The 13,383-nt window shown below is 64.6% G+C and carries 10 protein-coding genes; 3 read left to right on the top strand and 7 right to left on the bottom strand.

Annotated features, from left to right (window positions below):
• Window positions 1-110: 110 nt before the first annotated feature.
• Window positions 111-2,774, top strand: a complete 2,664-nt coding sequence (gene gyrA / locus B5X73_RS06065) for a DNA gyrase subunit A (protein WP_079520967.1) — start codon at window positions 111-113, stop codon at window positions 2,772-2,774.
• A gap of 409 nt (window positions 2,775-3,183) precedes the next feature.
• Here gyrA and B5X73_RS06060 read toward each other — a convergent pair whose 3' ends face one another.
• Window positions 3,184-3,666, bottom strand: a complete 483-nt coding sequence (locus B5X73_RS06060) for a peroxiredoxin (RefSeq protein ID WP_079520966.1) — start codon at window positions 3,664-3,666, stop codon at window positions 3,184-3,186.
• 158 nt (window positions 3,667-3,824) lie between these two features.
• On the opposite strand from B5X73_RS06060, the gene B5X73_RS06055 reads away from it, so the two are divergent.
• Window positions 3,825-4,277, top strand: a complete 453-nt coding sequence (locus tag B5X73_RS06055) for an Hsp20/alpha crystallin family protein (protein ID WP_079520965.1) — start codon at window positions 3,825-3,827, stop codon at window positions 4,275-4,277.
• Between the two features lie 92 nt (window positions 4,278-4,369).
• Window positions 4,370-5,287 (top strand): DnaJ C-terminal domain-containing protein, encoded by a 918-nt coding sequence (locus B5X73_RS06050; protein WP_079520964.1) that lies wholly within the window; start codon window positions 4,370-4,372, stop codon window positions 5,285-5,287.
• 91 nt (window positions 5,288-5,378) lie between these two features.
• Here the strand turns inward: B5X73_RS06050 and pilH are convergent, their stop codons facing one another.
• The 6 genes from pilH to B5X73_RS06020 form a co-directional block, all read right to left on the bottom strand.
• A complete protein-coding gene (gene pilH / locus B5X73_RS06045) occupies window positions 5,379-5,744 on the bottom strand; it encodes a twitching motility response regulator PilH (protein WP_036112304.1) in 366 nt (121 codons plus the stop codon).
• A gap of 183 nt (window positions 5,745-5,927) precedes the next feature.
• Window positions 5,928-6,920: a YhdH/YhfP family quinone oxidoreductase gene (locus B5X73_RS06040; protein ID WP_079520963.1), complete on the bottom strand. Its 993-nt coding sequence runs from the start codon at window positions 6,918-6,920 to the stop codon at window positions 5,928-5,930.
• A gap of 56 nt (window positions 6,921-6,976) precedes the next feature.
• Complete coding sequence (locus B5X73_RS06035) at window positions 6,977-7,567, bottom strand: LOG family protein (RefSeq protein WP_036112310.1); 591 nt, start codon at window positions 7,565-7,567, stop codon at window positions 6,977-6,979.
• A 159-nt stretch (window positions 7,568-7,726) separates the two neighbouring features.
• Window positions 7,727-9,154, bottom strand: coding sequence for a dihydrolipoyl dehydrogenase (gene lpdA, locus B5X73_RS06030; protein ID WP_043694639.1), 1,428 nt, complete (start codon window positions 9,152-9,154; stop codon window positions 7,727-7,729).
• 112 nt (window positions 9,155-9,266) lie between these two features.
• Complete coding sequence (odhB, locus tag B5X73_RS06025) at window positions 9,267-10,478, bottom strand: 2-oxoglutarate dehydrogenase complex dihydrolipoyllysine-residue succinyltransferase (protein ID WP_079520962.1); 1,212 nt, start codon at window positions 10,476-10,478, stop codon at window positions 9,267-9,269.
• 7 nt (window positions 10,479-10,485) lie between these two features.
• The gene (locus tag B5X73_RS06020; RefSeq protein ID WP_079520961.1) at window positions 10,486-13,338 is read right to left on the bottom strand and encodes a 2-oxoglutarate dehydrogenase E1 component; all 2,853 of its coding nucleotides are present in this window, start codon (window positions 13,336-13,338) and stop codon (window positions 10,486-10,488) included.
• Window positions 13,339-13,383 lie beyond the last annotated feature (45 nt).

The following is a 13,383-nucleotide window of genomic DNA, read 5'->3' as shown; positions in this document are numbered from 1 at the left end:
CTTTTCGGCTCCGGTTGTGATATCATCGATGGGTTGGGTCGACCGCGTCGCCATACCGCGACACATGCGGGCGACGGGGGCATTTTGATGGACATCCAGGAAGCCGTTTGATGGCAGAACTCGCCAAAGAAATCATCCGCGTCAACATCGAAGACGAGATGCGTCAGAGCTACCTCGATTACGCCATGAGCGTCATCGTCGGTCGCGCACTCCCCGATGTCCGCGACGGCCTGAAGCCGGTGCATCGACGCGTTCTGTTCGCCATGAACGAACTCGGTAACGGTTGGAACCGTGCTTACAAGAAATCGGCGCGCGTCGTCGGTGACGTGATCGGTAAATACCATCCTCATGGCGATTCGTCGGTATACGACGCCATCGTCCGTATGGCTCAGCCGTTCTCGCTGCGTTACATGCTGGTCGACGGCCAGGGTAACTTCGGTTCGGTCGACGGCGACAACGCCGCAGCCATGCGATACACCGAGGTGCGCATGTCGCGCCTCACGCACGAGCTGCTGGCCGACATCGACAAGGAGACCGTCGATTTCGGGCCTAACTACGACGAAAGCGAAAGCGAGCCGCTGGTCCTTCCCGCGCGCGTGCCCAATCTGCTCGTCAACGGTTCGGCCGGTATCGCCGTCGGCATGGCGACGAACATCCCGCCGCACAACATGACCGAGGTGATCAACGCCGTACTCGCACTGATCGAGGATCCCTCGCTCGGTGTGGACGAGCTGATGACCTTCGTGCCGGGCCCGGATTTCCCGACCGCCGGCATCATCAACGGCTCGTCGGGCATCGTCGAGGCTTACCGTACCGGCCGTGGCCGCATCCTCGTGCGCGCCCGCGCCGAGATCGAAACCGAGGCCAACGGCCGCGAGACGATCCTGATCCACGAGCTGCCGTACCAGGTCAACAAGGCGCGTCTGATCGAGAAGATCGCCGAGCTGGTCAAGGAAAAGAAGCTCGAAGGCATCAGCGAGCTGCGCGACGAGTCCGACAAGGACGGCATGCGCGTGGTCATCGAGATCCGCCGTGACGCGATGGCCGACGTCGTGCTGAACAATCTGTTCCAGCAGACGCAGCTGCAGGTCACGTTCGGCATCAACATGGTCGCGCTGCTCGATGGCCAGCCGAAGCTGCTCAACCTCAAGGACATCCTCGAGGCGTTCATCCGTCACCGCCGCGAAGTCGTCACCCGTCGCACCATCTTCGATCTGCGCAAGGCGCGTCAGCGCGCGCATATCCTTGAAGGCCTGACGGTCGCGCTCGCCAACATCGACGAGATGATCGAACTGATCCGCACGTCGGCTTCCTCGACCGAAGCACGCGAGCGTATGGTCGCCCGTCGCTGGGAGCCGGGTCTGGTCAAGGCGCTGCTCGATGCCGCCGGTGCGGCATCGTCGCGTCCGGAAGACATGGATCCGCGCGATGGACTGCGTGACGACGGCTACCAGTTGTCCGAAGCCCAGGCGACGGAGATCCTGCAGATGCGTCTGCATCGCCTCACGGGTCTGGAGCAGGAAAAGCTCTCCGACGAATACAAGGAAATCCTCGAAGCCATCCGTGGCCTCATCGAGATTCTCGAAAACCCGGCGGTGCTGCTCGAAGTCATTCGTGGCGAGCTCGAGCAGATCCGCACGGATTACGGCGACGCCCGTCGCACCGAGATCCAGCACTCGCAGGAGGACCTCAACGTCCTCGACCTGATCGCGCCGGAAGACGTCGTGGTCACGCTGTCGCACACCGGCTACATCAAGCGTCAGGCTGCGAGCCTGTACCGGGCGCAGAAGCGTGGCGGCAAGGGTCGTTCGGCCTCGGCGCTGAAAGACGAAGACGTGGTGCAGCAGCTGTGGGTGGTCAACACGCACGACACGCTGCTGACTTTCACCAGCACCGGTCGCGTCTATTGGCTCAAGGTCTACCAGATGCCGGAAGCCGGTCCTGGCGCGCGTGGCAAGCCCATCGTCAACCTGCTGCCGCTGGGTGAGGGCGAGAAGGTGCAGGCCGTCTTGCCGGTGCGCGATTACGACCCGACCTGCTTCGTGTTCTTTGCCACCCGCAACGGTACGGTCAAGAAGACGCCACTCACGGAATTCGCGTTCCAGCTGCAGAAGGGCAAGGCCGCGATCAACCTCGATGAGGGCGATGCACTGGTCGACGTGGCCATGACCTCGGGCGAAAGCGACGTTCTGCTGTTCGCGTCCAACGGCAAGGTCGTGCGTTTCGACGAAGGCACCGTGCGCTCGATGGGCCGTACGGCCACCGGCGTGCGTGGCATGCGTCTGGCCGAAGACACCGAAGTCGTCTCGCTGATCGTCGCGAAGGGCGAGGGCGATATCCTCACGGCAACGGCGCGTGGCTATGGCAAGCGGACCGTGCTCGAGGAGTTCCCGAAGAAGGGCCGCGGCACTCAGGGTGTCATCGGCATCCAGTGCTCCGAGCGCAACGGCAAGCTGGTCGCCGCCACGCAAGTCACCGAGGCCCAGCAGCTGATGCTGATCTCCGACCAGGGCACGCTGGTGCGTACGCGCGTCTCCGAAGTCTCCCAGCTCAGCCGTAACACGCAGGGCGTTACGCTGATCAAGCTGCCGAAGGACGAGACCCTGATCGGTATCGTCCGTCTCGAGGCCGAGGAAGAGCTCGAGATCGAAGGCGAGGGCGACGTGACGGTTGACGGTGTCGTCGCAGCCGATCTGCCGCCGGTGGAGAGTGGGCCGACGGGTGAGGGCGAACCGGACGAGCCGACTGAGCCGACTGAGCCGACGGAAGGCTAAAAGAAGAACCCCGCGGAGACGCGGGGTTTTTTTTCGCGCGTCGAGGTGGGGGAGTCGTCGGCTGCCGTTTCCTGTCGCTAAGTCCTCCTCCGGCCTTCGCCTACGTGCGGAATCGCTCCAGGAAACGGCAGCCGACGACTCCCTTTCGACGATGCGGCGGGTTGGGAGGCGAGCGGAGCTGCGCGGCGACACTTCACGCAGCGCTTTGCTTGTCGCGTTCCTTTCCGCAGCCTCATGGGTTGGAGGGCGCTGTTGGGTGTCGTTCTCGGAGCGCTTCCGCACGTAGGCGAAGGCCGAAGGAGGACTTAGCGACGAGAATGACACCCAACGGCGCCCATCCCTCAGCGCGAACAGCCAACGCGATGGCGAAGCCGAGCCCGTGCGCGGGAAGCGGCTTACGCCACAACGGTCAGGCGTCGATCGCGGCCAGGACAGTCTCGGCCATCGACACACGAAACTCGCCCGGTGCCTCGACATTGAGCACCTTCACCACGCCATCCTCGATGTACATGGCGAAGCGCTTTGCGCGAATGCCCATGCCGTTCTTCGTGCCATCGAGTTCCAGGCCCAGCGCTCGCGCGAACGTGGCATTGCCATCGCCCAGCATCACCAGGTCCTCGGGGACGCCCTGCGACTCGCCCCAGGCGTGCATCACGAAGGCGTCGTTGACCGACAGGCAGGCGACCTTGACCCCGCGCTCGCGGAAATCTTCCATGTGCTGGATGTAGCCGGGCAGGTGCTTGTTGGAGCAGGTCGGGGTGAAGGCGCCGGGTACGGCGAACAGCACGACCTTGCCCTGGCCGAGCACGTCGGTGCTGGTGACGGTTTCGATACCGTCCTTGAAGACGGTAAGGGTGCCCTCGGGAATGCGGTCGCCAACTGCGATGGTCATGGCAAGGTCCTTCGTGGAGGAAAGCCCCGAGTGTACGTGAAGGCCATTTCCCTGAAGCGACGGCAACCGCAACCGTCGCCCCCTTGAATCGCGCCGGGTCGGTCATATCTTTCTTCGCAGACGGCCACGGGCCGAAAAACTTCTTGGGAGTCAAACAGATGAACCAGCTTCGTCAGGTGTCGTTCCGTCGTGCGCCGGTGTTCGCCAGCGATGTCCGCAACGTCTTCGATCACCTCTTCGGCAACGAGATTCCCGCGCCGGCCAGCCAGGCCGAGAGCCCGTGGGCGCCGCGTGTCGACATTCGTGAGGAAGCCGGTCGCTTCCTGATCCTTGCCGATGTGCCGGGTGTGGATCTGGCCGCCATCGACATCCAGATGGAAAAGAACGTGCTCAGCATCAAGGGCGAGCGCAAGGCATTCGCCAGTGAGACCGAGGGCAAGTTCAGCCGGGTCGAGCGGACCGCGGGTGCGTTCAAGCGTAGCTTCGCCCTGCCGGAAAGCGCCGATGCCGAAGGTATTACCGCGTCGGGAAGCAACGGTGTGCTGGAAATCGCCATCCCGAAGAAGGCGGAAAGCGCTCCTCGGCGTATTGTAGTTAACGCCGTGGGCTGATTCGCTCTAAGCTTGCAGGTCAGGCCCGCGGTGGACGCTGTCCGCCGCGGGCATTTCGTTTTATTGGTGTCGACACAAGCCCGGGAGAGCCTGTGGAGTTCAAGGATTACTACGAAGCATTAGGGGTCAAGCCCGACGCGACCGACGCCGAGATCAAGGCGGCGTACCGCAAGCTTGCCCGCAAATACCACCCGGACAAGAACAAAGAGGCGGGTGCCGAAGAGAAGTTCAAGGCGATCAACGAGGCCAATGAGGCCCTGAAGGATCCCGAGAAGCGTCGTCAGTACGACCAGTTCTGCGCCGGCGGCTATCGCCAGGGCGAGCAGTTCCGTCCGCCGCCGGGCTTTGGTCAGGGTGGTGGTGGGTTCGACTTCGGCGACATGGGCGGCCGCGGCAACGGCGACTTCAGCGACTTCTTCGAGAGCCTGTTCGGCGGCGCGGGCCGCGGTCGTGGTCAGCAGCAGAGTCAGGCCCGTCGCGGGCGTGACATCCAGGCGCGGATCGAGACCGATCTGCAGACCGCCTTCAACGGCGGCAAGACCCGGGTCGTGCTCAACGATTCCAACGGCGGCGAGCGCGTGCTCGAGGTAAAGATTCCGGCGGGTATCACGCCGGGGCAGACCATCCGGCTCGGCGGGCAGGGTCACCCGGGTATGGGCGGTGGCCCGTCAGGCGACCTCTTGCTGGAGATCGGCATCCGCGACGACGCGCGATTCCGGCTGGATGGGCGGACGGTCACGCATACGCTGCCGATTACGCCCTGGGAAGCCGCGCTGGGTGCCACGGTGCCCGTGCCGACGCTGGGCGGTCACGTGGACCTGCGCATTCCCTCGGGCTCGCAGTCGGGCCGCAAGCTACGGCTGAAGGGGCGTGGTTTGCCGGGTTCGGAGCCGGGTGACCAGATCGTCGTACTGGAGATACGCGTGCCGGTGCCTGAGACTCATGAAGAGCAGGCGGCCTACGCGGAGTTCAAGGATGCGTTCGCGGGGTTCGATCCGCGGAAGGGGTAAGACCTTCGCGGGCTGCTTTTACGCCAACGGGGTTGGCTCCCAACGGAGCCAGCCTCCTTGAGCAGACCCGCTCGACAGCCGTCAGGCTGGATCAGCCTGGCAGATGCTCTTTCAGAGCCGCGACCAGCTCGTCTTCCTTGATCGGCTTGACGACGTAAGCACGCGCGCCCTGGCGCAGGCCCCACACCTTGTCGGTGTCCTGATCCTTGGTGGTCACCAGGATGATCGGGATGTGTTTGGTCGTTTCTTCCTTGCTGATGGTGCGCGTGGCCTGAAACCCATTGAGGTTGGGCATGACGACGTCCATCAGGATGAGGTCGGGTATTTCACGCTTGGCCACTTCGACGCCCTGGGCGCCGTCTTCGGCGGTGATGGCCTCGTGGCCCAGTTTCTCGACGATGCGCTTGATTCCCAGCAACTGCGACGGCGAATCGTCGACGATCAGGATGCGAGCCATTCACTTTCCCCCGGGTCGATGCCCGATGCGTTTTCCTTGGTGACGTGCGCCATCCGGGCGAACGTCTTCGATAACCACGGCGACGTAATTCTGTCGCGCGTTGCGCCTCTGGCGATGCGCCATTCTACCGACCGCTGCGCCCGTATCAATGGTGCGGCGGCGTAAACCTTCCGGGACAGCGACTTAACCGCCAATCCTGACCACGGTTCGACCGAAGGAACCGCCCTCGAGCATGGTGTCGAAAACGCTCGCCACGTCTTCAAGTGCCAGCTCCTTCGTGCAGATGGTGTCGAGATGGCGTGGTTTCCAGTCACTGGACAGGCGTTGCCATACCTCATCGCGAATGGCCCGGCCCGTACCGGCGGACGCTACACCCAGCACGCTGACCCCGCGGATGATGAAAGGCATGACCGTCGTCGCGAGGTCGGGGCTGCCAGCGAGGCCGCAGATCGCCGCGTTGCCGTAGGACGCGATCATCGGAAGGAAGCCGGCCAGGGTCTCGCCGCCGACGTTGTCGAGCAGGCCGCCGTATTTTGCCGATTCCATGGGCTTGCCGCTGAAGCTCAGTGCGTGGCGATCGAGGCAATCGACCGCCCCGAGCCCCCGCAGGAAGTCGAAGCGGTCGGCTTTACCGCTGATCGCGTGCACCTGATAGCCGGCCCGGGTGAAGATATCGATGCCGAGCATGCCTACGCCACCCGTGGCACCGGTGATGGCGATCGGGCCGAGGTCCGGTGTCTGCCGGTTGTCGGTCATGCGCAGCAGCGCCAGCGCGGCGGTGAAGCCGGCGGTGCCCAGGATCATCGCTTCGCGCGTGGTCAGTGTGGCGGGAAGGGGAATGGTCAGATCGGCCGGAAGCCGGACGTATTCGCCGTAGCCGCCGTCGCGGGTCTCGGAGAGGCCGCTGCCGGTAGCGAGCACCTTGTCACCCTCTCTGAAGCGGGTGTCGGTGGATGCGACGACCGTGCCGGCGACATCGATGCCGCCGTTCAATGGGAACCTGCGCAGGATTTTTCCCTTACCGGTGCCGGCGAGGGCGTCCTTGTAGTTCACCGAGGACCACTCGGCTTTGACCAGTACCTCGCCGGGTGACAGGGCGTCGGTGTCCATGGTTTCGACGCCGGCGCGATAGCCGGTGTCGTCGCTGTGGATGCGGAAGGCTTTCATGAGGGGCATCGGCGGCGTCTTTCCTGGCGGTGGCTGCTTGGGGCTTTCGCGCGCGGGGCGCGCTCCTACACGGCGTCTTTGGTGATCCACTTGGGTGTGTAGGTCGACTCGTAGTGCTTCATCCAGTCGAACAGCGCGTCGATGCTGTCGCCGAACCAGACCTGCTCGCGCTGGTTCGGCTTGACGAAGCCTTCCGCCACCATGTGGTCCATGCTCGCCGACACGTGGGAGTAGAAGCCACGCACGTTGAGGAAGGCGCAGGGATAGCTGTGCAGACCGAGCTGCGCCCAGGTCAGCATCTCGAACATCTCGTCCATCGTGCCGAAGCCGCCGGGCAGGGCGACGAAGGCATCGGACAGTTCGTACATGCGCGTCTTGCGCTCGTGCATGGTCTCGAGCACCTGCAGTTCCGAGAGGCCCGTATGCGCGACTTCTTTCTCGACCAGCTGGCGCGGAATGACGCCAATGACGCGGCCACCCGCGGCAAGCACGGCATCGGCCACGGTACCCATCAGGCCGACCTTGCCGCCCCCGTAAACCAGGGCGATGCCTTCCTTCGCCATTCGTGTCCCGAAGGCGATGGCCGCCTCGGTGTATTCGGGGTGCGAGCCGCTGTTGGATCCGCAGTAAACGCACAGCGATTTGATGTCACGCATAAAAAAAGCCTCCAACGTATTTGTAGGAGCGCGCCCTGCGCGCGATGGGGCTTGCGATGACATCCATCGCGCGCGGGGCGCGCTCCTACAAAGGCGCCGCTTCCGGAACGAAAAAGCCCGCCCATGCTACTCGCAGGGGCGGGCTCGTTTCACGCGGGCTTAGTTGCCCTTGTGGATAGCGCGCTTGTCGACCGACAGGGCAGCTTCGTGCACGACTTCCGACAGCGCCGGGTGAGCGTGGACGATGCGGGCAAGGTCTTCCGACGAGCCCTTGAACTCCATCGCCACGACGCACTCATGGATCAGCTCGGACACGACCGGGCCCACCATGTGCACGCCGAGGATGCGATCGGTTTCGGCGTGGGCGATCATCTTGACCTGGCCAATGCCCTCGTTCATCGCGACAGCGCGACCGTTGGCGGCGAAGGGGAATGCGCCCGTCTTGTAGGGGATGCCTTCTTCCTTCAGCTGTTCTTCGGTCTTGCCGACCCAGGCGATTTCCGGCTCGGTGTAGATGACCCAGGGCACGGTGTCGAGGTTGATGTGACCCGGCTTGCCGGCGATCAGCTCGGCGACCATGACGCCTTCTTCGGAGCCCTTGTGTGCCAGCATCGGGCCGCGCACGGCATCGCCGATGGCCCACACACCGTCGACACCGGTGTGGTTATGCTCGTCGACGACGATGCGGCCACGCTCGTCGAGCTTCACGCCCGTATCGTCTGCCAGCAGGCCGGCGGTGTAGGCGCGACGGCCCACGGCAACCAGCAGCTTGTCGACGACCAGCGACTGCGCGGCGCCGTCCTTGTCGGTGTAGCCCAGGTGCACTTCGTCGCCCTTGACCTCGGCGGACGTGACCTTGGCGTTGACCTTGATGTCGAGGCCCTGCTTGGCGAACTCGCGGGCGGCCATCTTGGCGATGTCCTGGTCGGCCACGGCGAGGAATTTCGGCAGCGCTTCGAGCACGGTGACCTCGGCGCCCAGGCGCTTCCACACGCTGCCCAGCTCCAGGCCGATGACGCCGGCGCCGATCACGCCCAGGCGCTTCGGCACGTCGGTCAGGTCGAGCGCGCCGGCGTTGTCGATGATGTGCTTGCCGTCGAACCTGGCGAACGGCAGTTCGATGGGCACCGAGCCCGAGGCGAGGATGACGTTGGTCGCCGAGATGGTCGAGACCGTGCCGTCGTTACCGGTGACTTCGACTTCGTTGCCCTTGAGCAGCTTGCCCTTGCCGAAGAACGAGGTGACCTTGTTCGCCTTGAACAGCATGGTCACGCCGCCGGTGAACTGCTTGACGATCTTGTCCTTGCGGCCGATGAACGTGCCGATGTCGATCTTCGGATTCTCGGCGGTGATGCCGTGATCCTTGAAGTTGTGCGTCAGGTTGTGGAACTGCTTGGACGAATCCAGCAGCGCCTTGGACGGGATGCAACCGACGTTGAGGCAGGTACCGCCGAGGGCGGCCTTGCCGTCCTTGCCGACGAACGCGTCGACCACGGCGGTCTTCAGGCCCAGCTGCGCGGCGCGGATCGCGGCCACATAACCCGCGGGACCCGCACCGATGACGATGACGTCGAACTTGTCGCTCATAGCTCTTGCTCCGGATGTTTCTGCGGTAGTTGGCTACCGCCCAATATGGGGTCGGAACACGAAAACGGGAGTCTTTCGACTCCCGCCTTCACGTGTGACGTTCAGCCGATCATTACAGGCCGAGCAGCATCCGCTGCGGGTTTTCCAGCTGGTTCTTGATGTCTACCAGGAACAGCACGGCGTCACGGCCGTCGATGATCCGGTGGTCGTACGACAGGGCGATGTACATCATCGGGGCGGCGATGACCTGGCCGTTCTCGACGATGGGGCGCTCCTTGATCGTGTGCATGCCCAGAATGGCGCTCTGCGGCGGGTTGACGATCGGCGTGGAGAGCAGCGAACCGAAGGTGCCGCCATTGGTGATCGTGAAGGTGCCGCCCTGGAGGTCGTCCAGGCCGAGCTTGCCGTCACGCGCCTTCTTGGCGTAACCGATGATGCCCTTCTCGACGTCGGCGAACGACATGTCCTGCACGTCGCGCAGCACCGGGGTCACGAGGCCCTTGTCGGTGGAGACGGCGATGGAGATGTCCTGGTAGCCGTGGTAGATGATGTCCGACCCGTCGACCGAAGCGTTGATCACCGGGTAGCGCTTGAGGGCTTCGGTCGCGGCCTTCACGAAGAAGCTCATGAAGCCCAGCTTGACGCCGTTGGCCTTCTCGAACTGCTCGCCCAGCGACTTACGCAGCTTGACCACCTCGGCAAGGTTCACCTCGTTGAACGAGGTGAGCATCGCGATGGAGTTCTTCGACTGCATCAGGCGCTCGGCGATGCGCGTACGGATGCGGGTCATGGCGACGCGCTCTTCCGGGCGCGAACCCGGCGTCGGCCTGGCGGCCGGAGCGGCAGCGGCGGCAGGCGCGGCGGAGCCACCCTTGCCGGCGTTGACCAGATCTTCCTTGGTAACGCGGCCATCGCGGCCGGTGCCGGCGACCTTGGACGGGTCGATGTTTTCTTCCACGGCGACGCGGCGGCCGGCGGGCGACAGCTCGTCGACACCCTGGGGTGCGACGGCGGCTTCGGTCTTCTCAGCCTTCGGTGCTTCGGCGGCGGCCGGCGCGGCGGCCGGGGCGGGCGCGGCAGCGGCGGCGCCTTCCTCGATCACGGCGATGACCTGGCTGCTGGTGACCGTGGCGCCTTCCTCGAACTTGATTTCCTTCAGCACGCCGTCGACGGGCGAGGGCACTTCGAGCACGACCTTGTCGGTTTCGAGATCCAGCAGGTTCTCGTCGCGCTTGACCGCATCACCGGCCTTCTTGTGCCAGGTGGCGATGAGCGCGTCGGAGACCGATTCCGGCAGGACCGGGACTTTGACTTCGATGGACATGCTTGTCTTACTCCGCTGCGTGATCGGTGCCGACGGGCGCGACGAGCGCTTGCTCGACGAGCGCCGTCTGTTCGGCGATATGGGTGTTGAGGTGACCGGCGGCCGGCGAGGGCGAGCGCGAGCGTCCGGCATAGGACAGGCTCTGCTTCGACCCGATGCAGGCCTGCAGGTGATGACGGATCTGGAACCACGCGCCCTGGTTCATCGGTTCTTCCTGGCACCAGACCACTTCCTTCGCGGAAGGGTACTTTTCCAGTTCGGCCGAGACTTCCGGGCGGGGGAACGGGTAGAGCTGCTCGACGCGGACGATGGCCACATCGGTCAGACCGCGCTTCTCGGCGTCTTCGAGCAGGTCGTAGTAGACCTTGCCCGAGCACAGCACGACGCGCTGAACCTTCCTGGCGACCAGTTCGCGATGCTCGCCGATCACCAGCTTGAACTGGCCGTGGGCGAGTTCGTCCAGCGAGGATACGGCCAGCTTGTGGCGCAGCAGCGACTTGGGCGTCATGACGATCAGCGGCTTGCGCACCGGGCGCACCTGCTGGCGACGGATCATGTGGAACGCCTGGGCCGGGGTGGTCGGCACGCAGACCTGCATGTTGTCCAGCGCGCACAGCTGGAGGAAGCGCTCGAGGCGCGCGGAGGAGTGCTCCGGACCCTGGCCCTCGTAACCGTGCGGCAGGAACAGCGACAGGCCGCAGAGGCGATCCCACTTGGCTTCGCCGGAGCTGATGAACTGGTCGATGACGACCTGGGCGCCGTTGGCGAAGTCGCCGAACTGGCCTTCCCAGATGGTGAGCTGATCGGGCGAGGTGGTGGCTTCGCCGTACTCGAAGGCCATGACCGCTTCTTCGGAGAGCAGCGAGTCGATGACGTCGACGCGGGCGTCGGCGCGCACCTTGGACAGCGGCAGGTAGGTGTCGTCGCTCTTCTGGTCGTGCAACACGGCATGACGGTGGAAGAACGTACCGCGGCCGGCGTCCTGGCCGACCACGCGGAGGTCGTTGCCCTCGGCGATCAGCGTGCCGTAAGCGAGGTTCTCGGCGAAGCCCCAGTCACCCGGCAGCTCGCCGGCGGCCATCTTGCGGCGGTCTTCGTAGATCTTGGCGACGCGCGGGTGCAGGGTGACGTCGGACGGAATGTCGAGCAGCGCATCCAGCACCTTGCCGAGCTGTTCGCGCGGCACGCCGGTGTCGACCGACATCGACAGCTTGTTGTTCTGGAAACGGCTCCAGTCCACCGGGATGTCGCGCGTCGGGTTCGGATCGATCGCGATCAGCGGCTCGCCCTTTTCCAGGCGGGCGCGGTAATCGTCGAGCATCTTCTGGCCGTCGTCGGCACCGATGGTCGAGGACTTGACCAGCGATTGCGCGTAGAGATCGCGCGTGGTCGGGCGCTTGCGGATGATCTGGTACATCAGCGGCTGGGTCGCCGCCGGCTCGTCGGCCTCGTTATGGCCATGACGGCGGTAGCAGACGAGGTCGATGACCACGTCCTTCTTGAACTGCTTGCGGAACTCGTAAGCCAGGCGGGTGACCTGGATCACCGCTTCCGGGTCGTCACCGTTCACGTGGAACACCGGTGCGTTGACCATCTTGGCCAGATCGGTGCAGTACAGCGTGGAGCGCGAATCTTCGCGCTTGGACGTGGTGAAGCCGACCTGGTTGTTTACCACCATGTGCAAGGTGCCGCCGATGGCGAAACCGCGCGCCTGCGACATCTGCAGGAGCTCCATGTTGACGCCCTGGCCCGCGAAGGCGGCATCGCCGTGGATCAGGACGGCCAGCGATTTGTCGCGCGCGACATCGCGGCGACGCGACTGGCGCGCATGCACCGAGCCGGCGACCACCGGGTTGACGATTTCCAGATGCGACGGGTTGAACGCCAGCGCGACGTGGACGCCGCCGTTGGGTGTCTTGACGTCGGTGGAGAAGCCCATGTGGTACTTCACGTCACCCGTGTGGATGGCGCTGTCGTCATGCTCGAACTTGCCTTCGAACTCGTTGAAGAGCTGCGAGGGCGCCTTGCCGAGGATGTTGACCAGGACGTTGAGGCGGCCGCGGTGGGCCATGCCGATGATGACTTCCTTGACGCCGTTGTCGCCGGCGGCACGGACGACGTCGTCGACCATCGGGATCAGGCTGTCGCCCCCTTCGAGCGAGAAGCGCTTCTGGCCGACGTACTTGGTGTGCAGGTAACGCTCCAGACCCTCGGCGGCGGTCAGCGCCTCGAGGATGCGGACTTTCTCGGCGTTCTGCAGGCCCGGCGAACCGGCGGCCTTCTCGAGACGCGAGTAGATCCACGACCGCTGGTCGTAGTCGGAGATGTACATGAACTCGGCGCCGATGGTGCCGGTGTAGATATGCTTGAGCTTCGCCAGCAGGTCGCGCAGGGTCATGCGCTGGCCGCCACCGGCGAAGGTGCCCGCGTCGAATTCGGTGCCGAGGTCGGCGTCGGATAGGCCGTGGAAGGCAAGACCGAGGTCCGGGGTGTCGACGTCCGAGACGGTCAGGCCGAGGGGGTCGACCTGCGCGGAAATGTGGCCGCGCGAGCGATAGGCTGTCAGCAGGCGGAGGACGCCGGCCTGTTTCTGCGCATAGGCATCGTCGGCGGAACCGACGGCGGGTGCGGCGACCGCGGAGCGACGCTGTTTCTGCGCGGCCTCGATGCGGGCGATCACGGCGGAGTGGGCGACGTCGCCGGCCTCGCGGCCCTTCAGCGTCTTGAAATAGCCATCCCACTCGGCCGTGACGGAGCCGGGATCGGCCAGCCAGGATTCGTAGATCTGCTCTACGTAGTCGGCGTTACCGCCGGCGAGTTGGGAGGATTCGGAAAACTCGCGGATCAGGTTTGCGCTCACGTCACCACCGGCACACACGAAAAGGACGGGCTGCCGCTGGCCGCA

It is taken from the genome of Luteibacter sp. 22Crub2.1, from assembly GCF_900167995.1.
Lineage (GTDB): Bacteria > Pseudomonadota > Gammaproteobacteria > Xanthomonadales > Rhodanobacteraceae > Luteibacter > Luteibacter mycovicinus.
This window is presented reverse-complemented; position numbering and strand designations above follow the sequence as displayed.